This is a genomic window from Corynebacterium sp. 2571A (genome assembly GCF_055700935.1).
In genome coordinates, this window is sequence record NZ_JASTTE010000003.1 from 225503 (window position 1) to 250115 (window position 24613).

A 24613-nucleotide genomic window follows, 5' to 3' on the forward strand; every position below is an offset into this window, starting at 1 on the left:
AAAGATGTAGCACAATACTTGTTATGGCAAAAGACTCTTCCTCGTCGAACACTGCCCCCGTGAGCACCGCTGCTTTCGATGCCGGGCAGGCAGCCATGCCATCCTGGGCCGACCTGGTGGCCGAGCACGCCGACAGCGTCTACCGCCTAGCCTACCGCCTGTCCGGTAACCAACACGACGCGGAGGATCTGACCCAAGAGACCTTCATGCGCGTGTTTAGGTCCCTGCACAACTACCAGCCCGGCACCTTCGAGGGCTGGCTGCACCGGATTACCACCAACCTTTTTCTGGACATGGTGCGCCACCGCGCGAAGATCCGCATGGAGGCCCTGCCCGAAGACTACGACCGCGTGCCGGGCAACGACATGACGCCCGAGCAGGCCTACACCGTGGCCAACCTAGACCCGGCCCTGCAGGCCGCGCTGGACTCGCTGAGCCCCGAGTTCCGCGTCGTTGTCGTGCTCTGCGACGTCGTGGGCATGAGCTACGACGAAATCGCCGAAACCCTGGGCGTCAAGATGGGCACGGTGCGCTCCCGCATCCACCGCGGCCGGTCCCAGCTGCGGGCGGCCATCGAGTCCGCCGCGGCTAACGATGCCGACGCTCGCCTCCTGCTTCCCACCAAGTCCTAGGAAAATTCCCTAGGCTGTTGTTAGGACTAGTACTTCGGGGCTGAAAGGAGGCCGCAGCTGTGCACCCGCATGTTTCGCGCTTTTCGGCGCTGGGCGCGGCCGGAGCGGCCAGCGCGTCTGGTGCGCTTGGTTCGGCTGGGATTGCGCGGGCCCGCAAGATCCGCGACAAGGCTAAGGCGCGGGCGCGCCGCATGGACACCATCGGGCACTTGGGCCCCGAGGCCGTCGTGGCCTTCGTCGATGGCGAGATGGAGCGCAAGGCAGCCCACCGCGTGCGCGTGCACCTGGTCCACTGCGCCGAGTGCCGCCGCGAGGTCCACGTGCAGCGCGGTGCGTCGGAATGGGTACGCATGTGCAACGTCGACCACCAGGTGCGCGCGCCGCATTCGCTGGTGGATAAGCTGACCAGCATCGCGAGCTCCGCGGTGGGACCGGGCCCGGACGCCTCCACGCCGGCCTACCGCCCCGAGCAGGATCTGTTTGACCGGCTGGAGATGATGGTGCGGGCGATCAGGCACAACCAGGGCCGCGGAGAAAGACTAGAGTAAGTCACGTGTTTTCGAATTTAGGCGTTACCGAGATCGTGGTGATCGTGCTGATCGCCGTCGTCGTCATCGGCCCGGAACGGCTGCCCGGGGTGCTTCAGGACGTGCGCGCCGCGATTTTCGCCGCGCGGCGGGCGATCAACAACGCCAAGGCCGAGCTCAACGGCGAGGTGGGGGAGTTCTCCAAGGAATTCGACGACCTGCGCGGGCCGCTCAACCAGGCCATGGAGTGGGGACGGCTCGGGCCCCGCGGCGTGCTGACCAAGGCGCTTTTCGACGGCGACGACAGCGCCTGGGACGACTTCAACCCGAAGAAATTCTTAGACGAACCGGCCGCGAAGGTCGAGCAGCGCGAGGAAAGCTACAGCCCGTACACCGACCAGCCGCGCGAGACCAACACCGCGGCAGCCGGGCAGGGCTTCGATTATTCGCAGATTTATGCTGCCGATGCCACCCCCACGCGGCAGGCTGAGCCACGGCAGGCCGAGCCACGGCAGGCCGAGCAGCAGCCGCAGGCGGAGACGCGGCAGGCCGAGCAGCCGTCGGGCTTTAGCTGGTCGGATATTAGCTAGCGCCTAGAGGCGCCTAGTGGCGGGTAACGCCCAGGCCGAGCGGTTTGCCGGCCAGGGAATCCTTGCGTACCGCGATCTTGTCCGCGATGGCGGCAACGGCCTGCGCTGCGGCCGAGTTCGGGGCCTGCTCGAGAATCGGTACGCCGGCATCGCCGCCGGTGCGCAGCGCCGGATCCAGCGGGATCTGGCCCAGCAGCGGGACTTCGTGGCCCAAAAGGGTGCTCAGCCGGTCGGCGACGATCTGGCCGCCGCCGCTGCCGAAGATATCCATCGTGGTGCCGTCCGGCATGACCATCGCGCCCATGTTCTCGATGACGCCGGCCACGCGCTGGCGCGTCTGCTGGGAGATGGAGCCGGCGCGCTCGGCGACCTCCGCGGCCGCAGCCTGCGGGGTGGTGACGATAAGCAACTCGGCGTTGGGGATGAGCTGGGCCACCGAGAGCGCGACATCGCCGGTGCCAGGTGGCAAATCCAGCAGCAGCACGTCCAGATCGCCCCAGAAGACGTCGACCAAGAACTGCTGGAGGGCGCGGTGGAGCATCGGCCCGCGCCACACGACGGGCGCGTTGCCCTCGACGAACTGCCCGATGGAGATGTGCTTAATATCGTGCGCGATGGGCGGCAGCAGCATCTCCTCGTCCAGCACGGTGGGGCCCGCGGTGGAGCCCAGCAGTCCGGGGACGGAGTGGCCGTAGATGTCGGCATCGATAATGCCCACCTTGAGGCCCTTGCGCTGCAGGGCGGAGGCCAGGTTGACGGTGACCGACGACTTGCCCACGCCGCCCTTGCCCGAGGCCACCGCGAAGACGCGGGTGGTCGAATCGGGCTTCGCGAACGGGATCTCCGGCTCGGCCTTGCCGCCGCGGAGCTTCTTCTTAAGCTCGAGGCGCTGCTCGTCGTTCATCGCGTCCAGCGTCACGCTGACGTCGCCGACGCCGTCGATGTCCTCCAACGCCGCCTGGGTGTTGGACTGGATGGTGTTTTTCATCGGGCAGCCGGCGATGGTCAGGTAGATTTCCACGGCGACGTCGTTGCCGTCGATGGCGATGGACTTGACCATTTCGAGTTCGGTAATCGGGCGCCCGATTTCGGGATCCTCTACGCGGGAGAGCGCGCTGCGGACAGCGGATTCGGTTAGTGCACTAGTCATATCATGAACCATCGTAGTAACCGGGCGGGGAAAAATACACGTCGGGGCACGCGGTGTAAGATGACAGGGAATTTCAACGTTGGGAGGAGACTCGATGCGTGTGCAAGCCGGTGCCGCCTGCCTCGTCGCCGCGGCGGTGGCCTTGAGCGGGTGCGCGGAGGCCGAACCCGGCAGCTCCGACGACCCGCGGGAGGACGCGGACATCCGCATCCTGGTGGATTCGCAGGACACGGAGGGGCAGGTCGTCGCCGAGATCTTCAAGCAGGCCTTCGCCCGCAACGACCGCAATGCCGAGCTGGTCGTCGAGGACAACACGGCCGGTTCCTCGCTGGTGGAAAAGATGGGCGAGGACGGCAATTTCTGGGCCGCCTGCACCGGCGACGCCCTCTTCGCCCTCGACCCCGACCGCGCCCGGGAGATGGAGCAGGACTTCAGCGCCGGCGAGGCCAGCCGGGACGAGGACCGCAACGGGCAAACCCACATCGCGATGATGGAATCGCTGCCCACCACGCTGACCACCGTCGACCCGTCCACCGCCCAGGGCTGCAGCGCGAGCCCCGCCAGCGAGCTGCCCCAGAACTACAGCCCCATCTTCACGAAGGGTCTTCTGGACCGGGAGGAAAAGGAGATGCTGGGATCGTTGTCGAAGTTCCTCATCGAGCAGGACATCGACGAGCTCGTCGAGGAAGTCGAGTCCGGCGACGGCGACATCGAGAAGGTCGTTTCCCGCTGGAGCCAGAACAGCGTCCCCGAAGGCGAGTTGGATGCCAACAGCGACTCGGATTCCTCCGAGGAATAGCGCCCCGGCCTGTGGATAACTCCGCGGTCTATGCGCCCGCATATATCTTGGGTCAGTTATCCACAGGCTGTCGCCGCGCGTGGTTGAGCGCGGCGGCGTCGGCTGCTGTTGTGGAGGCATGAACACAGAATTTGATCCAGACCGATTAGAACGCGCGCGGGCGTACTTCGGGGCGCGGGCGACGGGCATCGCCCTGCTTGAGGAGGTCCGCGGCGCCAGTACCGACGACCTCGTAAAGCACGCCGGGGCAACGCGCGCCGGCGCCGAAGAGCTGCTGGGAGTGCGCGACCTCTTTTTCGGGGCAACCCGCTACCGCGGCCGCCAACGCCGCGCCCTGGCCGCCGCCCGGCGGATTGGCCACGACCTGGCGGTGCTGCTGGTGATTGCGTACCACGTCGGGCGCGCCCGCAAACAGGACGACGCCTGGCGCATCTTCGAGGAGCTCGCGGGCATTGCGGCGGACGAGGAGGCGATGGGGCGCATCGCTCGCCGGAAGGTGCGCGAGGCCAACCCGAGCCCGACCCGCACGCCCGGCGTCGAGATGCGCCGCGGCAAGGACGGTCTGTGGTCGTGGAAGATTACCGCGGACTCGGCGTTCATCGCGGACCTGCACGCCAATATCGACTCGGTCGACGACGCCCGCGCCGCCCTGCTAGGCGGAGGCGGGGCGGCCACGCCGGCGACCACCAACGCGGTCATGGACATCAGCGATTTCGGCCGCCTGCTTAGCGATGCCTCCTCCGGCGCCGAAGACATCACCGTCCAGCTGACCAACGGCGCCGTCATCAGCGGCGCCGAGCTGGTGCGACGCAAGCTCAGCGAGTTCGGCTTCGTCGGTCTGGTGGACCCGGTGCGCGGGCCGGTGAACCTCTACCGCATCGAGCGCTTTGCCTCCGACAAGCAGCGGCGCTTGGCGCTGCTGGAAAACCCGGTCTGCGCCTGGCCGGACTGCCTGGTCGGCGGCGACGAATGCCAGATACACCACATGAGACCCTGGGAGCGGGGAGGGCCGACCAACATGGACAACCTGGTGACCTTGTGCCCGCACCACAACGGCGCGAACGATGACGAGGGGCGCGGTGGGCCGGCATCGCGGGGCAGGATGGCCCGGGTGCGCGGAAAGACGGTGTGGATACCGCCCCGGTAGGCCCGCCCAGAGATTAAAAAACCGACCCGCCGCCTCCCTAGTTGAGGGAGGGCAGCGGGCCGGCTAGCTGGCGTGCCTAGAGCGCGGTCTAGACGTCGAAGGCCTCATCGAGCAGGTTCTTCTGCTCGAGCTGGTGGACCTTGGACACGCCGGTGGCAGTCGAGGACTGCGCGCGGCGGGACACGCGGACCAGCTCCGGCATGTCCGGAATCAGCTCGCGCAGGTGCTCGTTGTAGAACGGCCACGGGCCCTGGTTGGCCGGCTCGTCCTGGACGAAACGCACCTGGGTGGCGTTCGGGTAGGACTCGAAGGCCTCACGCAGGCGGTTGAACGGGATCGGGTGCAGCATCTCGACGCGCACGATGGCGACGTCGTCGCGGCCGTCCTTCTCCCGCTTCTTCTCCAGGTCGTAGTAGATCTTGCCGGAGCAGAGCATGATGGTCTTGACCTTGTCTGGGTCGCCGACGACCTTGCCGTTGTGATCCACCTGGTTCGGGTCGTTGATGACCGAGCGGAAGGAGGTCACCTCGGTGAAGTCCTCCACGGCCGAGGTCGCCTGCTTGTTACGCAGCATGGACTTCGGGGTGAAGACGACCAGCGGGCGCTTCATCGTGCCGAGCGCCTGGCGGCGCAGCAGGTGGAAGTGGTTGGCCGGGGTGGTCGGCTGGGCCACGGTCATCGAGCCCTCGGCGCACAGCTGCAGGTAGCGCTCGATACGGGCGGAGGAGTGGTCCGGGCCCTGGCCCTCGTAGCCGTGCGGCAGCAGCAGCACGAGCGAGGAGGTCTGGCCCCACTTGGCCTCGCCGGAGGCGACGTACTCATCGATGATGGTCTGCGCGCCGTTGGCGAAGTCGCCGAACTGGGCCTCCCAGGCCACCAGGGCGTCCTGGTTGCCCAGGGAGTAGCCGTACTCGAAGCCCATGCCGGCGTACTCGGTCAGGGCGGAGTTGTAGATGAGGAACTTGCCGCCGTTGCCCTTGGCGTCGGCCAGGTGGTTGAGCGGGTTGTACTCCTCGCCGGTCTCCGGGTCGAACAGTACCGCGTGGCGCTGGGTGAAGGTACCGCGGCGGGTATCCTCACCGGCGATGCGGATGACCTTGCCGGAGTTAGCCAGCGAGCCGAAGGCAAGCAGCTCGCCCCAGGCCCAGTCGATGCCGCCTTCCTGAGCGGTCTTGGCGCGCTCCTTGGCCACCTTGGACACGCGCTTGTGCAGGTCGAAGCCCTCCGGCGGGTTGACGAAGGCCTGGCCCAGCTCGTTCATCTCCTCGGCGGTGATGGAGGTGTCCAGGCCGCGGGTCAGCTCCTGGGAGGAGGTGATGCCGGTCTGCTCCTGCGGGCCGGTCTTTTCGGCTTCCTTGACCTCGGTGAACACGGATTCCATCTGGTCGTGGAAGTCGCGGGCGGCGGCCTCGGCGTCCTCCGCCGAGAGGTCGCCACGACCGATAAGGTCCTCGGTGTAGGACTCGCGCACGCCCTTGTGGTCGTTGATGAGGTCGTAGAGGACCGGCTGGGTCATCGACGGGTCGTCGGCCTCGTTGTGGCCGCGCAGGCGGTAGCACAGCAGGTCGATGAAGACGTCCTTGCCGAACTGGCGGCGGTACTCGGTGGCCAGCTGGCCGACCCAGACGACGGCCTCCGGGTCGTCGCCGTTGACGTGGAAGACCGGGCAGTCGAAGCCCTTGGCCAGGTCGGTGGCGTAGTGGGTCGAGCGGCCGGAATCCGGGGTGGTGGTGAAGCCGATCTGGTTGTTGACCACGATGTGGATGGTGCCGCCGACGGTGTAGCCGCGCAGGTTGGACAGGTTGATGGTCTCCTGGACGACGCCCAGGCCGGTGAAGGAGGCATCGCCGTGCAGCATCAGCGGGACGACGGAGTAGCCCTCGTCGCCCTGGTCGATGATGTCCTGCTTGGCGCGGGCCATACCGACCAGCACCGGGTCCACGGCCTCCAGGTGGGACGGGTTGGCGGTCAGGGAGACCTTGATCTCGCCGTCGCCGAACATCTGGAGGTGCTCGCCGCTGGCGCCCAGGTGGTACTTGACGTCGCCGGAGCCGCCCAGCTGGCCGCCGCGGTAGTTGCCGTCGAACTCTTCGAAGAGCTCGGCCAACGGCTTGCCCACGATGTTGAACAGGACGTTCAGGCGGCCGCGGTGCGGCATGCCGATGACGACCTCGTCCAGGCCCTGGCCGGCGGCGGTGTCGATGATGGAGTCCATCAGCGGGATGAGGGACTCGGCGCCCTCCAGAGAGAAGCGCTTCTGGCCGACGTACTTGGTCTGCAGGAAGTTCTCGAAAGCCTCGGCGGCGTTGACCTTCTGCAGGATGTACTTCTGCTCGGCGTTGGTCGGCTTGGGCATGCCGTCCTCGAGGCGATCCTGCAGCCAGCTGCGCTCGTCGCGATCGAGGATGTGGGCGTACTCGGAGCCGACCTTCAGGGTGTAGGCCGAACGCAGGCGGGACAGGACCTCGCGCAGCGTCATGGATTCCTTGCCACCGAAACCGCCGACGTTGAAGGTGCGGTCCAGATCCCAAATGGTCAGGCCGTGGGTGGACATGTCCAGGTCGCGGTGATCCGGCGACGGCAGGCCCGGCTGGTGCCAGCCCAGCGGGTTGACGTCGGCCAGCAGGTGCCCGCGGGAGCGGTAAGCCTCGATTAGCTGCATGACGCGGGTGTTCTTGTCCACGCCGGAGTTCGGCACGTCCTGGGCCCAGCGGAACGGCTGGTAGGGAACGCCCATCTCGGCGAAGAGCTCGTCCCAGAACTTGTCGTCGACCAGCAGCTGGCCGATGGTGCGCAGGAACTCGCCGGACTCTGCACCCTGGATGACGCGGTGGTCGTAGGTGGAGGTCAGGGTGACCAGGCGGCCCACGCCCAGATCCGCCAGGCGGTCCGCGGAGGCGCCGGCAAACTCGGCCGGGTAGTCCATGGAGCCCACGCCGATGATGGAGCCGGAGCCCTTGGTCAGGCGGGCGATGGAGTGGCGCGTGCCGATGCCGCCCGGGTTCGTCAGGTTGATGGTCACGCCGGAGAAGTCGTCCATCGTCAGCTTGCCGTTGCGGGAACGGGTGACGATGTCCTCGTAGGCGTCGACGAACTCGGCAAAGCCCTTGTTTTCACATTCCTTGATGGCGGCGACGACCAGCGCGCGGGAGCCATCCTTCTGCGGCAGGTCGATGGCCAGGCCCAGGTTGATGTGCTCGGGCTGGACGACGGTCGGCTTGCCGTCGGAAACCTCGTAGCGCACGTTCATGGCCGGGTGGATCTGGGTGGCCTTGACTAGGGCGTAGCCGATGATGTGAGTAAAGGAGATCTTGCCACCGCGGGTGCGCTTGAGGTGGTCGTTGATCATGGAGCGGTTTTCCCACATGAGCTTGACCGGCATGTCGCGCACGGTGGTCGCGGTCGGGATCTCCAGCGACTCATCCATGTTCTTGGCGATGGCCTTGAAGGTACCCTTGAGCGGCTTCTGGCCCGGTTCGGGGGTAGCGCCGATGCGATCCAGGGGTGAGGTCGGGGCCTTTTCCTTAGCCGGGGTGTTGGCCTTGGTGGATTCCTTCTGGGCCTTCTTCACGCCCTTGGTGACCTCGGTCTCGCGGACGTTCTGCTTGGTCTTGGCAGTCGTGCCTTCAGATTCCTTGGCGGCCTTAGCCGGCTTGTTCTTCTGCGGCTTGGGCGACCCCGATTTGCCAGCGTCAGCCGACTTTTTAGGGGCGCCGTTGGCCTCGAAAAACTCCCGCCATTCCTTATCTACGGAGGATGGATCTTGGGAATACTGCTGGAACTGTTCGTCAATCAGCCACGCGTTCGGGCCGAATATATTCGACTTGCTCACGGCAGGTGCTCGCCTCTTTTCCTTTAGCTTTGTCGGGTAGTCACATCAACTTTAGTGGTAAACATCCACGGCGGGGGTAATGCCCCCAGCAAAGTGGTCCGCTCCCAATGATACGGGGCTATACCGCGCTGACAATCTCGCTTCTTAATTGGTGATAGCGGGCAGCGGATCGAGGTTGGCGCGGGCGTGATCGATGACCTGTCGGGCCAGCTTGCGGTTGGCCACCGAGCCCAACACCGCGCCGATTCCCAGCGGCATCAGCTTGGAGACCCACGCCCACTTGAAGCGCTTGGTGATCTGCTTGGCAAACAGTTTGCCCAGGCGGGCGTTCATCCCGGACAGGGTGGGGGCGGAAAAACGGGTAAGCGATGCCGCGCTCGACAGGCTGGCGCCCTGGCCCAGGTCGCCGACGATGGTGTCGACGATGGCCGAACCCTTCGAGCCGGTGAGCACCAGCAGCACCAGCGCGCGGCGCTGCTCCTCGTTGCTGACATCGATGCCCCGCAGGTGCGCGGAGGCCAGGATGTACCAGGCGGCGGCCTCCAGGAAGACCAACGAATCCGCCCCGATGGCGGCCGCGCCGGTGAAAAAGCCGACGCCCGGGACGGAGGCAGCCGCGCCGGCGCCCGCGCCCGTTCCGGTGGTGATGTTGCGGAAGTGCTTGTCGATAATCTCCTGGAGCTGTTCCGGCGTGGCGTTCGGGTTGCGCTTTTTAACCGACTCGACGTATTTGACGATGGTGCCGGCCTGGATCTTGACGGCCTTATCTAGACTTTTGAGTAGGGTGGCCGTCCATTTGTCGGCGTGGTCGGGGTCGATGTCGTAGCGTTCCAGGTTTGCCGCGGCTTCCTCTGGGGTGACGGTGTCGACGGCGCCGCCTTCTTCTTTGTCCTTCTTACCAATTCCAAACACGTTTCGTCTCCTCCGATAAATAGGTCCTATACCACTCTAGGGGAAAGAGCGGTGGGGCATCGTCAAGCGTGCGTAAGGTTGCGCAAACCCGACGCGAGCTTACTACGCTGGAATCCATGGGGCCCTGGGACGAGGAGTGGGAAGAAGAATCAGTCGCTGCCGCGCGCCGGCAAGCGGCGGCCGCCCATGCCCGCGCCGCCGCAGCCCAGGCGGCCGCCCATGCGCACCCCGGGGACGGGCTGACCATCCGGACCACGGCCGGGTGGGTCCACGGCAAGCGCGAGCATGACGACGACGGGCTCGACGTCAGCTCCTGGAAGGGCATCCCCTTCGGCAAGGACACCGCACGTACCGGGCGGTTTTGCGCCCCCGAGCCGGTGGAGGCCTGGGAGGGCGTGCGCGAATGCCGGGACTTCGGCCAGGTGGCGCCGCAGCCGACCTATTCCTGGACCGAGCGGGTCATCGGCAGCGAGGACTGCCTGAACCTAGACGTGGTGCGGCCCACGGGCACGCAGCGCTTGCCGGTGGTGGTCTACCTGCACGGCGGGTCTTTCATCATGGGCTCGTCGCACATGCTGATGCTGCGCGGTTTCCACCTGGCGCAGTCGATGAACGTCGTCTACGTCTCCCTCAACTTCCGGCTCGGCGCGTTGGGCTACCTGGATCTGCGCAGCCTGCCCGGCGAGTGCGTGGCCAACCCAGCGGTGCTGGACCAGCTGCTGGCGCTGGAATGGGTGCGGGACAATATCGCCCAGTTCGGCGGGGATCCGGACAACATCACGCTGATGGGCGAGTCGGCTGGGGCGGCCGCGGTGCTTACCCTCATGACGAGTCCGGCGGCCCACGGGCTTTTCCACAAGGCCATCGCCCAGTCGCCGCCCATCGGGCTGATTCATTCCCGCGCGCAGTCGACCCTGTGGGCGCGCGAGCTGGTCAAGCGTTTGGCCTTGCCGCGGGGAAGTGGCATCGAGGAGCTGCGCGCGGAGGAGTGGCCGGACCTGGTGCGTGCCGGGCAGTCGATGATGTGGCGCGCCGGGGAATTGCTGCACCTTAATTCCTGCTACGCGCCCACACTCGACGACGACGTTTTGCCCGTGCACCCGTTGGAGGCCTTCGAGAAGGGCACCCAGGCCGGCGTGCCGCTACTGGTGGGGACCAACTCGGGCGAGACCAGCTTCGCGAAGTACCTGTTCCAGCGGGAGGACTCCCGCGCCCGCGCCGGGCTGCGGGTGCTGCGCTCTTTCGACGAACACAACGCCGAGCAGGTCGTGGACGCCTACGGCCGGGCCGAAGGGCGGCGGGATTTCGCCGACTTGCTTTCCGATGCCCTCTTCTGGGCGCCCACCGTCCGCGCCGCCGGTGCTCACGCCCAGCGCTACCCGACGTGGATGTACCGCTTCGACTACACGCCGATGGCGCTGCGGTGGCTGGGGCTCGGCGCGGTGCATTCGCTGGAGCTGGCCAACGTCTTCGGGGATCCGAATTCTTCGCGAATGTCGCTGGTGACCAAGCTGGGTAACGGGGACGCGGGGGAGTCGATGACCCAGTTGATGCAGGAACACTGGGCGCGGTTCATCTGGGAGTCGGAGCCTGCACCCAGCTGGCCGCGCTACCGGGTGGACGGCGGGGAAGAATCCGAGTTGCGCGCGACCCAGGTTTTCGACATCCCGCCGCGCGTGGACCACGACCCCAAGGCCGAGCAGCGCCGCGCCTGGGAGGACTATTCCATGCTGGAGTGGGGTGCGGGCCGCCCGGAGCTTCTGGCGGAACTGGGTTTCATCACGAGCGAACCCGATTAGCGGTAGGCTAGGGCCGGTGCACCACTGCCTAAACACAAGGACGGATTGCTGACCATGAGCTTTTTTGAAGATATTGCAATTGCCTTGGACGCCGAAGGAATTGAATCCCGGGTCAACGACGACGTCTTGTTCGTCCCGATTACCGCGGAGTTGGAGATCCAGTTCGTGGAGATTGACCCGCTGCTGCCCGCTGCCAACGTCTACATCGCTGCCGCGGACGTCGACGAGGATGACGAGAACTTCGAGGCAGTGCTGGTCTCGGTGGCGTTTTCCGTCGAGGACGCGACCGAGGCGGTCGCCCGCCACATCGCCACCGACCAAGTGGTTACGGTCCTGCGGGATCTCATCGAGGGCACCGACGAGCGGATTTCCGACCTGGAATTCGAGCAGGACTCCTTCAACCCGAACCTGGTCGTCGCCGAGGTGGGCGAGGACTCCGAGCTCCGCGTGCTCGTGGAGACGGTAGACGGAATCCCGCAGGCGATCGTGCGTTTCCTGGCCTTCGACTTCGACGAGGACGAACTCGACGCCGCCGAGGACGAGGCCATCTCGGAGGCCTGGGACCAGGGCGAGGCCGAGGGCATCGTGGAAGAGGACCGGATCGCGCTCTTCGAGAGCGGGGAGCTGGCCGAGGGCGCGCCGATCATCGAGGTGCCAGCCGAGACCCTGGAGCTGGGGACCTACACGGACTTCGACCGCCTCTTCGACGTGCTGGGCTTGGTCTCCGAGCAGGCGCTTGACTGGGAGGCCCAGCTGGTCTCCTTCGACGCGGGCGAATTCGATGAGCCGGATGTCTACGACATCTTCGGCGAGGACGTCGACGATGCCGATTTCGCCGACTACGAGGACACCACCGGCGAGGACTAATGGCCTGGCGAAAGGTTGTCGTCGGCGCGGCCACCGCGCTGCTCATCGCCGTATGGGCCGCCGGTGTCGTCCACCCCTCTAGCCTGTTGGCGAAGGGGGTGTGCGCGTCCACCCCGGCGATTTTGATGTGGCTGGGGGCGCTGTTAGCCACGCTCCTGCTGCTGGCGGCCCAGCTCGACGAACTGCCGGGAAGAGTAATGTGGCTGTTTCCCTGCGGGGTGGCGGTCAACGTGGCTGTCGGCCTGCTGTTTCGGGCCTGGGAGCTGCCGTTTTATTTCGACAGTATTGGAACCGGCATCGCGGCCATCGCGGGCGGGCCGCTGCTGGGCATGGCCACGGGTGCGGCTAGCGGCGCGGTGATGGCGCTGGGGGCGCCGGCTCACCTGGCATTCGCCTCTGTGGGCGCGCTGACCGGGCTGCTCTTCGGCGCGGCGGCAAAGCGCGGGTGGTGCGCCTCGGTCTTGCGCATCCTGGGCGCCGGGTGGGTCATCGGCTTGGCTACCGGGCTGGCCTCGTGCCCGCCCCGGCTGTGGCCAGAGCCCGAGACCAGCGCGGCGGGGCTGAGCCGTCTGACGGACTTTTTCTTCCTGCTGTCGCGCAATCTCGAGTTTTCTACCGTCATGCAGGTGCTGACCTCGGACACCATCGACAAGATCTTCTGCCTGCTCCTGGCCGGGGTGGCGCTTCGCACCCTGCCCGAGCGCCTGCAGCTGCGCTTGAGCTACTGCGGCAACGTGGAGCACTTCGGCGGGCTGTTGCGCTCGCCGGATGAGGCGGCGCTGGCCCGCAAGCAGATGCGCGCCTACCAGCGGCGCGCCCTGCAGACCGGCCGCTAGCCGGCCGCTAACCAGCCGCTAACCGGGCGCTCGGCGGGCACTAACCGAAGGCTGAACCATCGGCCGGTTAGGCGGCCTGGTCGAAGCCGGCGAACAGTGAGATGGGGGAATGGACCGGGCGGAAGTCGCGGTCGACCAGCCAGATGAAGGTGTGGGCGGTGCCGGAGCTGAGCTCGTGGACGGCATCGATAAGCTCTTTGTCGATGACGGCGCGGACCCAGGCCTCCGGGGTGGTGCTGTCGACGAAGTCGCCGCCGGCGTGGGTAAAGCGGAGGGAGACCACGTAGGCGGGCTCGCGCTCGGCGCCGTAGCCTTTCGCCCGGGCCTTGGCGCGGGGGCCGACGCGGTGGCGGGTGATGGCCACGTTGAGCCCGGGGCTGCCGGCTACGGGTGGCAGGGAGACCGAGGGCGGGCGCCAGTTGGCCAGCGGCCGCGCCAGCGAGCGCGGGTGGCGCATGATGCTGGTCAGCGCCCGGGCTTCCTCCCAGGCGGTGAACTGGATTTCGGAGGCCAAGCGGCTAGGGGAGACGGTCGAGGTGGCGGTGGGCTGGGGGTGGTAGTTCGTGTTCTTCATGCCGGAAACGTTAGCGGCCCGCCGGGACACAGCCGCGCGGAAATAGAACGCGTGTGCGAACTGGTCTGGCGGATTTGGGGCCACCGGCTAAGCTAGGGATTTGCCATGTCAGATACCGAGCCAGAGTCCCCGCAGTCCAGCCCAGCCACCCCGGCCATTCCCCAGCAGATCTGGGTGCTGGTGGCCGCTGCCTTCATCATCGCGCTGGGCTACGGGCTGATCGCGCCGCTGCTGCCGCAGTTCGTGGTGAGCTTCGACGTCTCGATGGCCGCGGCGGGCCTGGTCGTGTCGATCTTTTCCGCCTCCCGGCTGCTCTTCGCCCCGGCCTCGGGCTACCTGATCAACCGGATTGGCTCCCGGCGGATCTATCTGACGGGCCTTTTGACCGTGGCGGTGATGACGGGCTTGGTCTCGCTGGCCCAGGCTTATTGGCACATCATCGCGCTGCGCTTTCTGGCCGGAATTGGCTCGACGATGTTCACGGTCTCGGCCATGGGGCTCATTGTCAGCCTGTCGCCGGCGCAGATCCGCGGCCGGTGCTCGGCGTTGTACGGGACTGCGTTCCTGCTGGGCAATATCGCCGGGCCGCTGTTGGGCGCCGGGTTGGCGTTTTTGGGCTTCCGCTGGCCGTTTTTCATCTACGGCCTGGGTGTGGCGCTGGCTGCCGGGGTGGTCTGGTGGCTGATGCCGCGCTCGGCGGGAGGGGCCACCGCACAGTCCAGCCTGCCGCCGATGAAGCTTTCGCAGGCCTGGCAGGACACCGCCTTCCGGGCCGCGCTGACCTCCAGCTTCGCCCACGGCTGGGTGAATATGGGGGTGCGCGTGTCGGTCATCCCGCTCTTTGCCGCCGCGGTTTTTGCCAACAGCTCCGCCGCCGCGGGCTACGCGCTGGCGGCGTTTGCCGCCGGCAACGCCGTGGTCCTGCAGTTCTCCGGCCGCTGGGCGGATACCTTTGGCCGCCGCCCGATGATCCTGGTTGGCCTGTGCGGTTCGGCCGTTTTTACCTGGCTGCTGGGGCACGCGGACTCGCTGCCCCTGCTGATTGGGTTCTCGGTGTTGACCGGCGCCGCGGCCGGGTTCATCAACCCCGCCCAGCAGGCCACGCTGGCCGACATCATCGGTTCTGAGCGCTCCGGCGGGCAGGTGCTCTCCAGCTTCCAGATGGCCATGGATTTGGGCTCCATCTTCGGGCCCGTCGTGGTGGGCGCGCTGGCGGATATCTACGGCTTTAAGACCGCCTTCGCGGTCAGCGGGGCGGTGGCGCTTATGGGCGTTGTCGCGTGGGCTTTCTCCCGCGAGCCGCTGCCTGCCACCCCGGCCAAGCTGCGGGTTATCCCGCGCCTGATCGGGGGACCGCGGCGGCCGCGGAGGCATCGTTAGCCTAGGCGCTACCGTGCGGGACGATGACGGCGCGGCCGGAGACCTGGCCCGCCTGCAGCTTGCGGTAGGCCTCGAGTCCCTCGCTGAGCGGGTAGGTGGTGTACATCGGCTCGAGGTAGCCGTCGCGGAAGAGTTCGACCAGCTCGTGCAGCTCGGGCAGGGTGCCCCAGTAGGTGGAAATCAGCTCGGTCTCGCGCGGCGAGGTCAGCCAGGCGAACTCGTAGGGCGAGCCGTTGCCCAGGCCGACGACGGTCACGCGGCTGTCCGGCCCGACGGTGGCCATGGCCGTCGATACCGTCTGGCCCAGGCCGACGAAGTCGAAAGCGGCGTCAATGCCCCGGCCACCCGTGGCGGCCAGGATGTTGTCCACAACGTCGTCGTCGGAGGCGACGGTAACAGCGCCCAGGCGCTCGGCCTCCTTGAGGGCGGATTCCTTGGTGTCGGTGGCGATGATGGTCGCGCTCGTCATGGCCTTAAGGATCTGGATGCCCAGCAGGCCCAGCCCGCCCAGGCCGATGACCAGGACGTACTGGCCGCCCTGGTTGAGCGTCGGCAGGGCCTTCTTGATGGCGTGGTAGGGGGTCAGGCCGGCGTCGGCGAGGGCGGAGGCGGCGATGGGGTCGGCATCGCCCAGCGGGACCAGGTTGCGCGCCGGGACGGTGACGTACTCGGCCATGCCGCCGTCGCGGCCTAGGCCAATGCCGGCGGGGGTATTGGCGGCGCGGTTGCGGCACTGGAGCATATCGCCGCGCACGCACATGGAGCAGCGGCCGCACCCCAGCGGGCCGTAGACCAGGTAGGCGTCGCCCTTCGCGAAGCCCTCCACGGCGGAGCCGACCTCTTCGACCCAGCCGGTGACCTCGTGGCCCAGGGTGAATTCGCGGTGGTAGACGGCGGGGGAGGACTCGCCGAATTCGTCGAAGATGGCGACATCGGAGTGGCAGGCGCCGGAGCCGGCGACCTTCAGCAGGACCTCCGTGGGTGCCGGGGTGGGGCGTTCGATGTCTTTGAGCTCGGGGAAAGTGTGCAGGCCGATGTGGCGGATTGCCTTCATGGTGGTCATGTATTTCTCCGTGTTTTCTACCGAAAGGTGCGGGTGTGCGTGGTGCGGATAGGGGACGGGGACGCCGCCCAGTCTAGTAATTGGGAACCTACTGGACATTGAAAGTGTTCTAGGTTACATTTAGTGCTACTCGCGTCTGGCTGTCGCGCGGGCATCACAGACCTCACCCCGGTTGCCCAAAACCCGGGAGGGCCGTATGCCCCCTTTTGGCGTGCGCGCTTCTCGTGGCTTTTCGGGCCCCGCCGAAACCCCGATCGACCAGGAGTAAGCAGTGACTACTCAATCCCAACCGCCCGCCGACGAGCGGGTCGAAGCCGCCCCCTTGCCGCGGGTGGACGGCAAGTGGCGCCTGTTCGTCTACAGCGCCATCGGCGCCTTCGTCTTTTTCTTCCCCGTCACCTACGACGGAAAGCAGTCCATCCCGCTGGATCACCTGGTGACCATCATCCAGCAGTACCTGCCCGGGGTCGTGCCGTGGATCATCCTGGCGCTGGCCGCCTACGGCACGTGGCGCTCCATTGCCAACAAGAACTGGGAGCAGGGCCCGCTCCAGGCGGTCTTCACCGTGCTCAACGTCGTGGGGCTGGTGGTCAGCTTCCTGATGGTCATCGACAAGCTACCGTGGGTTTTGGGCGAGGAGGATCTGGTCCCGTTCCTGTGGAATAAGATCGCGGTCCAGGTCGGGCTGATCGTTCCTATCGGCGGGGCGTTTTTGGCCCTGCTCATCGGCTACGGTCTGCTGGAATTCGTCGGGGTGCTCATGCAGCCCATCATGCGCCCGCTGTGGAAGACCCCGGGGCGCTCGGCTATCGATGCCGTCGCGTCCTTCGTCGGCTCTTATTCCCTGGGCATCCTCATTACCGACCGCGTCTACCAAAGCGGCGGCTACACCGCGCGCGAGGCCTCGATCGTGGCCACGGGCTTTTCGACGGTCTCGGCCGCCTTCATGGTCATCGTCGCCAAGTCGCTGGACATCATGAATATCTGGGGCATCTATTTCACCGTCACCCTGGTGGTGACGTTCCTGGTCACCGCGGTGACCGTGCGCATTCCGCCGCTGCGCACCATCCCGGACGAGTATTACCACTCCGCCGAACCGGACCCGGAGCGCACCGTGCAGGGCAACCGCTTTCGCGAAGCCTGGCGCGAGGCCCTGCAGGCGCTGGCGACGGCCCCGTCGCTGCGCAAGGGCATCGGCGAAAACTTCCTGGACGGGCTGAAGCTGTCGGGGGCCATCGTGCCCTCCATCATGTCCGTCGGGCTCATCGGCCTGCTGCTGGCCCGGTTCACCCCGGTCTTCGAGTGGATTGGCTACCTGTTCTACCCGTTCGCTTGGATCGTGCGGCTGCCGGAGCCGGTGCTGGCCGGCAAGGCCTCGGCGATGGGAGTGGCGGAGATGTTCCTGCCGGCCACCGCGGTGGCGGACTCGTCCAGCCTGGTGCTGAAGTTCGTGATCGGGGTGGTCTCGGTCTCGGCGATTATCTTCTTCTCGGCGCTGGTGCCCTGCATCCTGGCGACCAAGATCCCGATCAAGCTCTGGCACATGCTGGCCATCTGGTTCGAGCGGGTGGCCCTGACCATCGTGCTGGCCACGCCCATCGCCTACGTGCTCTTCGAGATCTTAGGGCTCGGGACTTAAAGCCTGGGGCTTAAAGTCGGGGGACTTTAAGCGTGGGCGGACGCGTGGGCGGACGCGTGGGTGGCCACGATATCGGCGATGAGCCGGGCCGCCAGCTTGGCCGTCCGGTCGTCGACGTCGAAGTCGGGGTTGAGCTCCACGACGTCGACCAGGCGCAGCTTGCCGGTGGCCGCCACGGCCAGTGCCATCGCGCGGATTGTGGCGAAGTCCACGCCCAACGATGCCGGGGCGGACACGCCCGGCGCGGCGGCGGCTGGCAGGACGTCGAGGTCGATGGACAGGTGGATGGCCGGCTGGTTCTGTACAGACTTGGCCACCAGGCCGGCGGCCTGGGAGGGGCTGAGATCCACCAGGTCCTCGTCGAGGACGGTCTCCACGCCGAGCTCGTCAGCGGTGTTGAACAGCACCGCGGTGTTGTTGGCCTCGGAGATGCCGAAGACGGAGTAGTCGAAGGCGGCCGGTTGGTCGGGGCAAGCGTTCTGGACGAACTCGGCGATCTGCTTGAACGGCGTGCCGGAGGTGGCCCGGTCGGCGGTGCGCAGGTCGAAGTGGGCGTCGAGGTTGACGATCTTCAGCGGCTGCTCGCCATTGCCGCGGAAGGCGCCGCAGTGGGTGGCAAACGCCGTTTCGTGCCCGCCGCCCAGCACCACGGCGAGGTTGCCGTTGCCGACGATCTCGCCGACCCGGCGGGAGAGCTCGGCCTGGGAGCCTTCCAGGTCGTCGCCCTGGGTGGTGACGGTGCCGGCGTCGAAGCGGGGGAAGGAGTCGTGGACGGCCAGGCCGCCCAGGGCGGAGCGCAGCGCGGCCGGGCCGGCGGCGGCTCCCTGGCGGCCGCCGTTGCGCAGCACGCCTTCGTCGGAGGCGTAACCGATGAGCACGGCGGCATCGTGGGTAGTGCCGGAGACATCGGCCGGCAGGGGCCGGACGACGCTGTGCCAGCGGGCGTGTTCGGGGCCGGGGCCGTCGTCGCGGCCGGTCCATTCGGGGGCGGGGGCAAAGAGCGGTTGGTCGCTGATGGTGTTCATAGTCTTCCACTGTAGGCGCTTTGTACCGCGAGTTTGCGGGGGAATTTCCTACAATTGTCGCGTGAGAAAGATTCAGGTGCCCGCCGCCCACAATGCCCTGCGGATTCTGTCGCTGTTGTCTACCATCGACGTGCCGATTTCGGCCGCGCGTATCCGCAGCGAACTGGATCTGCCGCGGTCGAGCACCTACCACCTGCTCAACGAGCTGGTGGAGTCGGGCTTCGTGGTGCACCTGCCGGAGAACCAGACCTACGGGCTGGGGCTGGCGGCCTACGCGATGGCCTCGGCGTATACGACGCAGCAGCCCTTGGTGCGGATGAGCCACCGCTACGTCGAGCAGGCGGCGAACCTGGCGGGCGGGTCCGGACACCTATCCCGGCTGGCGGGCTCGGAGGTGGTTTACCTGCACGAGGTCCGCAGCCCCGGGGCGGTCTCCCTGGTCACGGAGGTGGGTGTGCGCTTGCAGGCGCTGCGCTCGGCCTCCGGCCGGGTCATGCTGGCCTACCTGCCGGAGGCCGAGGCGCGTGCCACCTTCGCCACCGCGGGGCAGGAGGGTAGCCTGCGGCAGTTCCGCGAGCGCCTGGCCCAGGTGCGCGAGCGCGGCTGGGAGGAGGAGACGGAGGAGATCTCGCGCGGTCAGGCATCGTTGGCCGTGCCGGTGCTGGATCACTTGGCGCGCCCGGCTGCCAGCCTGGCGGTGACCTTCGGGGTGGGCCGGCTGGGCGATGCCACCCGCGCGGCCGTCCTCGACCACCTGCAGTCCTCTGCCCGTCAGATAGCGGCGCGGATGTACGGCTCCCGGTAGCGAGGGCAAAGGCCACCGCCCACGGGGCACCGGCCAAAGAGAGGTACAACATTTTCAGCCAAACGTGTGGTAAATGACACAAATTGGGGTTAGTGTCTGGAAGTAGCGTTCCGCGGTGCACAAGGCTGGGGGACGGGCCAGGCTACGAGAAGGAGACAACTGACCATGGCTGAATTTAAGGCTGACAAGACCGCTTTCGCGGGCGGAGATAGCAGAGGTATCAGGGAAGTGGAAGTAGGGATCGGCGGGCTGAGTATCGCCGAGGTCGTGGCGGTGGCCCGCCACGGCGCACGCGTGACGGTGGCCCCGGACGCGCGGGAAGAGGTGGCGGCCACCCGGCAGCGGGTCGAAGACCTGGCCGCCGCGGAGACGCCGGTCTACGGGATTTCCACCGGCTTCGGCGCGCTGGCCCGCCGGCATATCCCCGCCGAAAAGCGCGCCCAGCTGCAGCTGTCCCTGGTGCGCTCCCACGCGGCCGGCTCGGGGCCGGAGGTGGAAGAAGAGGTCATCCGCGCGCTGATGCTGCTGCGCCTGTCCACGCTGTGCACGGGGCGCACCGGCGTGCGGCCGGTGGTGGTGGACACTTACGCGGCGGCGCTGAACGCCGGGATCGTGCCGGTGGTCTACGAGTACGGCTCGCTGGGCTGCTCCGGCGACCTGGCCCCGCTGGCGCACTGCGCCCTGGCGCTGCTGGGCGAGGGCGAGGTCCGCGTGGAGGGCAAGCGGCAGCCGGCGGCCGAGGCCCTGGAGCGCGCCGGGATCCAGCCGCTGCGGCTGCGGGAGAAGGAGGGCCTGGCGCTGATCAACGGCACCGACGGCATGCTGGGACAGCTGTGCCTGGCCATCGCGGACCTGGAGGCGCTGGCCCGGCAGGCGGATATCGCGACCGCGCTGACGCTGGAGGGCCTGCAGGGCAGCCTGGACGTCTTCGCGGACGACCTGCAGCAGTTGCGCCCGCACCCCGGGCAGGCCGCCGCCGCGGCGAATATCCGTGCGTTGGCCGCCGGATCGGAGAACCTGTCCCAGGCCCACGACGAGTTCGCGCAGTCGCACGTCCAGGACGCCTACTCGGTGCGCTGCGCCCCGCAGGTGGCCGGCGGCTTCCGGGACACGCTGGAGCACGCCCGTCAGGTGGCCGTCAACGAGCTGGCCGCGGCGGTGGACAACCCGGTCGTGGCCCTGGACGGCCGGGTGGTCTCCAACGGCAATTTCCACGGCGCGCCCGTGGCTTATGTGCTCGACTTTTTGGCGATCGTGGTCGCGGATCTCGCCTCCATCTCGGAGCGGCGCACGGACCGCTTTTTGGACGTGGCCCGCAACCGCGGCCTGCCCGCGTTCGTCGCGGACGATCCGGGAGTGGACTCCGGCCATATGATCGCGCAGTACACGCAGGCCGGCATCGTCAGCGAGCTGAAGCGCCTGGCAGCCCCGGCGTCGGCGGATTCCATCCCGTCGTCGGCCATGCAGGAAGACCACGTCTCCATGGGGTGGTCGGCGGCGCGCAAGCTGCGGCGCGGCATCGACGGCGCGCAGCGCGTGGTGGCGATTGAGATCCTGACTGCGGCCCGTGGCATCGACCTGCGGGGGGCCACCCCCGGCGCCGGCGTGGCCGCGGTGGTGGCAGCGCTCCGGGAACGGGTCCCGGGGGTGGGGCCGGACCGCTACCTGGCCCCGGAAATCGCCGCTGCGGTGCAGATGGTGCGGGACGGCACCTTCCTGCGGGCGGCCGAATCCGCGGTCGGCCAGCTGCAATAAACCGGCGTGCACCAGCGAAATCCCGTATCTGAGACAGCTAGGTCCTCAGGTGCGGGACTTTTTAGTATGACGCGGGTTACTTTTGTTGCACGGCACGCGGTGGCGCACAATCCCACATGTGGTTGCTCCACCTCCGTGCATGCGCGTGGTGCCGCCCACCGACTTCAGGGGTAATCGGGGAGACAGCCCCGGGAAACCGGTCCCCAACGCCCCGGGGAAGGCGGGGCGGCATCGGCAAGCGCGTGCTGACCTGCCGCCGGAATGATGAGGAAGGAATACTAAATGTCGGAAGCTCGTGAAGTCCGCGCCCCGCGCGGGACCGAAATTAGCGCCAAGTCCTGGGCCACCGAGGCCCCGCTGCGCATGTTGATGAACAACCTGGACCCGGAGGTGGCCGAGCGCCCCGAGGACCTGGTGGTCTACGGCGGCACTGGCAAGGCCGCCCGCAGCTGGGAGGCCTTCGACGCCATCGTGGACACGCTGCGCGACCTCGAGGCGGACGAGACCCTCCTGGTGCAGTCCGGCAAGCCGGTCGGCGTGTTCAAGACCAACGAGTGGGCCCCGCGCGTGCTGATCGCCAACTCCAACCTGGTCGGCGACTGGGCTAACTGGGAGCACTTCCGCGAGCTAGAGGCCGAAGGCCTGATGATGTACGGCCAGATGACCGCCGGGTCCTGGATCTACATCGCCACCCAGGGCATCCTGCAGGGCACCTACGAGACCTTCGCGGCCGTGGCCCGCAAGCGCTTCGACGGCACGCTCGCCGGGACCCTTACCCTGACCGGTGGCTGCGGCGGCATGGGCGGCGCCCAGCCGTTGGCCGTGACCTTGAACGGCGGCGTGTGCCTCATCGTCGACGTGGACGAGACCCGCCTGAAGCGCCGCCAGTCCAAGCGCTACCTGGACGAGGTCGTCACCGACCTGGACGAGGCCCTCAAGCTGGCCCTGGCCGCCAAGGAAGAAAAGCGCGCCCTGTCCGTGGGTCTGGTGGGCAACGCCGCGGACGTCTTCCCGGAGATCCTGCGCCGCCAGCAGGCGGGCGAGCTGACCGTGGACGTGGTCACCGACCAGACCTCGGCGCACGATCCGCTCAGCTACCTGCCGACCGAAATCACCGTCTCCGACTGGCACACCGAAGCCCAGTCCGACCCGACCACCTTCACCAAGAAGTCCCGCGAGTCCATGGCCCGCCAGGTCCAGGCCATGGTCGAATTCCAGGACGCCGGCGCCGAGGTCTTCGACTACGGCAACTCCATCCGCGACGAGGCCCGCCACGCCGGCTACACCCGCGCCTTCGAGTTCCCGGGCTTCGTTCCGGCCTATATCCGCCCGCTGTTCTGCGAGGGCCTGGGCCCGTTCCGCTGGGCCGCGCTGTCCGGCGACCCGGAAGACATCAAGGTCACCGACCAGGCGCTCAAGGAGCTCTTCCCGGACAACGAGCACCTGCACAACTGGCTGGACGCCGCCGAGGAATACGTCGAGTTCGAGGGCCTGCCGGCGCGCATCTGCTGGCTGGGCTACAACGAGCGCCACAAGGCCGGCCTGCGGTTCAACGAGCTGGTCGCCGAGGGCAAGATCTCCGCCCCGATCGTTATCGGCCGCGACCACCTCGACTCCGGCTCCGTGGCCTCGCCGTACCGCGAGACCGAGGCTATGCTGGACGGCACCGACGCCGTGGCCGACTGGCCGCTGCTCAACGCGATGACCGCGGTGTCCTCCGGGGCGACCTGGGTCTCCATCCACCACGGCGGCGGCGTCGGGATGGGCCGCTCCATCCACGCCGGGCAGGTCAGCGTGGCCGACGGCACCGAGCTGGCCGCCGCCAAGCTGCGCTCGGTGCTGACCAACGACCCGGGCATGGGCGTTATCCGCCACGTGGACGCGGGCTACACTCGGGCCCACGACGTCGCCGAAGAGCGCGGCGTGCGCATCCCGATGGAGTTTCAGGCCCGCGACTAAAACGACCAAGCACCGTTTGCCCCCTCGACCCAGCCCGCTGCAGAAAGGCAGGACGCATGACCAAGGTATTTCGCAACATTTCCGAGCTCCGCACGGTGGCCGAAGCCGGCACCATCACTGATGCCGCGCTGGTAGCTGACGACGCCGGCACCATAGCCTGGGCCGGCCCCGCCGCCGAGCTGCTCGGGAAGTACGCAGACGCCGAGACCGTCGACTTGGGCGGGCGCGCCGTCCTGCCCGGCTGGGTGGACTCCCACACGCACATGGTCTTCGACGGCAACCGCGCCGAGGAATTCGAGGCCCGGATGGCCGGCGGCGACTACGCGGCCGGCGGAATCGCGGTGACCATGCAGGCCACGCGCTCGGCCGGCGCGGAGCGGCTGAGCCAGCTGGTGCGCGAGCGCGTGGCCGCCGGGCACGCGGGCGGAACCACCACCTTTGAGACCAAGACCGGCTATGGCCTGGACGTGGACTCCGAGGTCGAGGCCGCCCGGGTGGCCAGCCAGTACGTGGACGAGGTGACCTTCCTCGGCGCGCACCTGGTGCCGCCGGGGCAGGAGGCCGAGGCCTACGTCGAGCAGGTCGTCGGGCCGATGCTGGACAAGGCCGCGCCCTATTGCGGCTGGATCGACGTCTTCTGCGAGCGCGGCGCCTTCAACGAGGAGCAATCCCGCCGCGTCTTGGAGGCCGGCCGCGCCGCGGGGCTGGGGCTGCGCGTGCACGGCAACCAGCTGGGCGAGGGCCCGGGCGTGGCGCTGGCCGTCGAGCTCGGTGCCGCCTCCGTCGACCACGTCAACTACTTAAGCGACGAGGACATCGCGCGCCTGGCGGATTCGGAGACCGTGGCGACCATGCTGCCGGCCTGCGATCTGTCCACCAGGCAGCCGCTCGCGCCGGGCCGCACGCTCATCGATGCCGGCGTGACAGTCGCGATCGCCTCCAACCTGAACCCGGGCACGAGCTATACCTCCTCGATGAATTTCTGCGTGACCACGGCGGTGCTCCAGCAGCACCTGAGCCTGGACGAGGCCATCGCCGCGGCCACCCTGGGCGGGGCGAAGGCGCTGCGCCGCCACGCCGTCGACGGCGGCAAGGACGCAGCCGGGCGCCCGGCCAAGGGCCAGCTGGTGGTCGGCGCGGCCGCAGATCTGCACGTGTTGACCGCGGAAAACGCCATTAACTTGGCGTACCGACCGGGCATGCCGGCCACGTGGCGCACCTACGTGGCCGGGGAATTGGTCGCCGAGAACAGTTAGCCGGCCGGGCCCCAACGCGCCGGGGCTAGTCCCAATGGTGTTTGCCCGCCCATTAGCGTAATGTTG

At 67.6% G+C, this 24613-nt stretch carries 20 protein-coding genes; 14 read left to right on the forward strand and 6 right to left on the reverse strand.

All coding sequences use genetic code 11. The annotated features are described in order from the left end of the window. Nucleotides 1-23: 23 nt before the first annotated feature. The 3 genes from sigE (at nucleotide 24) to QQS53_RS07505 (ending at nucleotide 1749) form a co-directional block, all read left to right on the forward strand. Entirely contained in the window at nucleotides 24-632 is a 609-nt protein-coding gene (sigE, locus tag QQS53_RS07495) for an RNA polymerase sigma factor SigE (protein WP_070769410.1), read from the forward strand. A 191-nt stretch (nucleotides 633-823) separates the two neighbouring features. After that, complete coding sequence (locus QQS53_RS07500) at nucleotides 824-1180, forward strand: zf-HC2 domain-containing protein (RefSeq protein ID WP_141759376.1); 357 nt, start codon at nucleotides 824-826, stop codon at nucleotides 1178-1180. A gap of 5 nt (nucleotides 1181-1185) precedes the next feature. Continuing rightward, a complete protein-coding gene (locus tag QQS53_RS07505) occupies nucleotides 1186-1749 on the forward strand; it encodes a twin-arginine translocase TatA/TatE family subunit (protein ID WP_472775242.1) in 564 nt (187 codons plus the stop codon). A 13-nt stretch (nucleotides 1750-1762) separates the two neighbouring features. On the opposite strand, the gene QQS53_RS07510 is transcribed toward QQS53_RS07505, so the two are convergent. After that, entirely contained in the window at nucleotides 1763-2899 is a 1137-nt protein-coding gene (locus QQS53_RS07510; RefSeq protein WP_472775243.1) for a P-loop NTPase, read from the reverse strand. Nucleotides 2900-2993: 94 nt separating this feature from the next. Between QQS53_RS07510 and QQS53_RS07515 the strand changes: the two genes are divergently transcribed. Next, the gene (locus QQS53_RS07515) at nucleotides 2994-3698 is read left to right on the forward strand and encodes a hypothetical protein (RefSeq protein WP_472775244.1); all 705 of its coding nucleotides are present in this window, start codon (nucleotides 2994-2996) and stop codon (nucleotides 3696-3698) included. Nucleotides 3699-3816: 118 nt separating this feature from the next. After that, nucleotides 3817-4845 carry an HNH endonuclease signature motif containing protein gene (locus QQS53_RS07520; protein ID WP_472775245.1) on the forward strand — a complete coding sequence of 343 codons (1029 nt, stop codon included), beginning with the start codon at nucleotides 3817-3819 and terminating at the stop codon, nucleotides 4843-4845. Nucleotides 4846-4933: 88 nt separating this feature from the next. Here QQS53_RS07520 and QQS53_RS07525 read toward each other — a convergent pair whose 3' ends face one another. Both QQS53_RS07525 and QQS53_RS07530 read right to left on the reverse strand, forming a co-directional pair. After that, on the reverse strand, nucleotides 4934-8677 hold the full coding sequence (locus tag QQS53_RS07525) for a multifunctional oxoglutarate decarboxylase/oxoglutarate dehydrogenase thiamine pyrophosphate-binding subunit/dihydrolipoyllysine-residue succinyltransferase subunit (RefSeq protein WP_472775246.1): 3744 nt from the start codon (nucleotides 8675-8677) through the stop codon (nucleotides 4934-4936). Nucleotides 8678-8821: 144 nt separating this feature from the next. Then, on the reverse strand, nucleotides 8822-9589 hold the full coding sequence (locus QQS53_RS07530) for a hypothetical protein (protein WP_472775247.1): 768 nt from the start codon (nucleotides 9587-9589) through the stop codon (nucleotides 8822-8824). A 116-nt stretch (nucleotides 9590-9705) separates the two neighbouring features. Here QQS53_RS07530 and QQS53_RS07535 point away from each other — a divergent pair, with 116 nt between their 5' ends. The 3 genes from QQS53_RS07535 to QQS53_RS07545 are packed head-to-tail and all read left to right on the forward strand — an operon-like array spanning nucleotide 9706 to nucleotide 13091. Then, nucleotides 9706-11388 carry a carboxylesterase/lipase family protein gene (locus QQS53_RS07535; protein WP_472775248.1) on the forward strand — a complete coding sequence of 561 codons (1683 nt, stop codon included), beginning with the start codon at nucleotides 9706-9708 and terminating at the stop codon, nucleotides 11386-11388. Between the two features lie 54 nt (nucleotides 11389-11442). Continuing rightward, nucleotides 11443-12255 carry a DNA primase gene (locus QQS53_RS07540; protein ID WP_472775249.1) on the forward strand — a complete coding sequence of 271 codons (813 nt, stop codon included), beginning with the start codon at nucleotides 11443-11445 and terminating at the stop codon, nucleotides 12253-12255. Next, nucleotides 12255-13091 (forward strand): hypothetical protein, encoded by an 837-nt coding sequence (locus tag QQS53_RS07545; protein ID WP_472775250.1) that lies wholly within the window; start codon nucleotides 12255-12257, stop codon nucleotides 13089-13091. Before QQS53_RS07540 ends, QQS53_RS07545 begins: the two co-directional genes overlap by 1 nt. A 67-nt stretch (nucleotides 13092-13158) precedes the next feature. On the opposite strand, the gene QQS53_RS07550 is transcribed toward QQS53_RS07545, so the two are convergent. Then, entirely contained in the window at nucleotides 13159-13665 is a 507-nt protein-coding gene (locus tag QQS53_RS07550; protein ID WP_472775251.1) for a hypothetical protein, read from the reverse strand. 105 nt (nucleotides 13666-13770) lie between these two features. Here QQS53_RS07550 and QQS53_RS07555 point away from each other — a divergent pair, with 105 nt between their 5' ends. Beyond that, entirely contained in the window at nucleotides 13771-15045 is a 1275-nt protein-coding gene (locus tag QQS53_RS07555) for an MFS transporter (RefSeq protein WP_472775252.1), read from the forward strand. Between the two features lies 1 nt (nucleotide 15046). On the opposite strand, the gene QQS53_RS07560 is transcribed toward QQS53_RS07555, so the two are convergent. Then, nucleotides 15047-16108, reverse strand: coding sequence for an alcohol dehydrogenase catalytic domain-containing protein (locus QQS53_RS07560; protein ID WP_472775253.1), 1062 nt, complete (start codon nucleotides 16106-16108; stop codon nucleotides 15047-15049). 322 nt (nucleotides 16109-16430) lie between these two features. On the opposite strand from QQS53_RS07560, the gene QQS53_RS07565 reads away from it, so the two are divergent. Next, the gene (locus QQS53_RS07565; RefSeq protein ID WP_472775465.1) at nucleotides 16431-17747 is read left to right on the forward strand and encodes a YjiH family protein; all 1317 of its coding nucleotides are present in this window, start codon (nucleotides 16431-16433) and stop codon (nucleotides 17745-17747) included. A 26-nt stretch (nucleotides 17748-17773) separates the two neighbouring features. Here the strand turns inward: QQS53_RS07565 and hutG are convergent, their stop codons facing one another. Next, on the reverse strand, nucleotides 17774-18772 hold the full coding sequence (hutG, locus tag QQS53_RS07570) for a formimidoylglutamase (protein ID WP_472775254.1): 999 nt from the start codon (nucleotides 18770-18772) through the stop codon (nucleotides 17774-17776). 61 nt (nucleotides 18773-18833) lie between these two features. Between hutG and QQS53_RS07575 the strand changes: the two genes are divergently transcribed. The 4 genes from QQS53_RS07575 to hutI all read left to right on the forward strand — a co-directional run bounded on the left by QQS53_RS07575 (nucleotide 18834) and on the right by hutI (nucleotide 24547). Then, nucleotides 18834-19577 (forward strand): IclR family transcriptional regulator, encoded by a 744-nt coding sequence (locus tag QQS53_RS07575; protein WP_472775255.1) that lies wholly within the window; start codon nucleotides 18834-18836, stop codon nucleotides 19575-19577. A 165-nt stretch (nucleotides 19578-19742) separates the two neighbouring features. Further along, on the forward strand, nucleotides 19743-21332 hold the full coding sequence (gene hutH / locus QQS53_RS07580; protein ID WP_472775256.1) for a histidine ammonia-lyase: 1590 nt from the start codon (nucleotides 19743-19745) through the stop codon (nucleotides 21330-21332). A 282-nt stretch (nucleotides 21333-21614) separates the two neighbouring features. Beyond that, nucleotides 21615-23291 carry a urocanate hydratase gene (locus tag QQS53_RS07585; protein ID WP_472775257.1) on the forward strand — a complete coding sequence of 559 codons (1677 nt, stop codon included), beginning with the start codon at nucleotides 21615-21617 and terminating at the stop codon, nucleotides 23289-23291. Between the two features lie 56 nt (nucleotides 23292-23347). Continuing rightward, nucleotides 23348-24547, forward strand: a complete 1200-nt coding sequence (gene hutI, locus QQS53_RS07590) for an imidazolonepropionase (RefSeq protein WP_472775258.1) — start codon at nucleotides 23348-23350, stop codon at nucleotides 24545-24547. Nucleotides 24548-24613: the final 66 nt, after the last annotated feature.

Coding starts and splice junctions, on each gene's coding strand:
- sigE (WP_070769410.1), top strand. CDS start 24: ATGGCAAAAGACTCTTCCTCGTCGAACACTGCCCCCGTGAGCACCGCT.
- QQS53_RS07500 (WP_141759376.1), top strand. CDS start 824: ATGGACACCATCGGGCACTTGGGCCCCGAGGCCGTCGTGGCCTTCGTC.
- QQS53_RS07510 (WP_472775243.1), bottom strand. CDS start 2,899: ATGACTAGTGCACTAACCGAATCCGCTGTCCGCAGCGCGCTCTCCCGC.
- QQS53_RS07515 (WP_472775244.1), top strand. CDS start 2,994: ATGCGTGTGCAAGCCGGTGCCGCCTGCCTCGTCGCCGCGGCGGTGGCC.
- QQS53_RS07520 (WP_472775245.1), top strand. CDS start 3,817: ATGAACACAGAATTTGATCCAGACCGATTAGAACGCGCGCGGGCGTAC.
- QQS53_RS07535 (WP_472775248.1), top strand. CDS start 9,706: ATGGGGCCCTGGGACGAGGAGTGGGAAGAAGAATCAGTCGCTGCCGCG.
- QQS53_RS07540 (WP_472775249.1), top strand. CDS start 11,443: ATGAGCTTTTTTGAAGATATTGCAATTGCCTTGGACGCCGAAGGAATT.
- QQS53_RS07545 (WP_472775250.1), top strand. CDS start 12,255: ATGGCCTGGCGAAAGGTTGTCGTCGGCGCGGCCACCGCGCTGCTCATC.
- QQS53_RS07550 (WP_472775251.1), bottom strand. CDS start 13,665: ATGAAGAACACGAACTACCACCCCCAGCCCACCGCCACCTCGACCGTC.
- QQS53_RS07555 (WP_472775252.1), top strand. CDS start 13,771: ATGTCAGATACCGAGCCAGAGTCCCCGCAGTCCAGCCCAGCCACCCCG.
- QQS53_RS07560 (WP_472775253.1), bottom strand. CDS start 16,108: ATGACCACCATGAAGGCAATCCGCCACATCGGCCTGCACACTTTCCCC.
- hutG (WP_472775254.1), bottom strand. CDS start 18,772: ATGAACACCATCAGCGACCAACCGCTCTTTGCCCCCGCCCCCGAATGG.
- hutH (WP_472775256.1), top strand. CDS start 19,743: ATGGCTGAATTTAAGGCTGACAAGACCGCTTTCGCGGGCGGAGATAGC.
- QQS53_RS07585 (WP_472775257.1), top strand. CDS start 21,615: ATGTCGGAAGCTCGTGAAGTCCGCGCCCCGCGCGGGACCGAAATTAGC.
- hutI (WP_472775258.1), top strand. CDS start 23,348: ATGACCAAGGTATTTCGCAACATTTCCGAGCTCCGCACGGTGGCCGAA.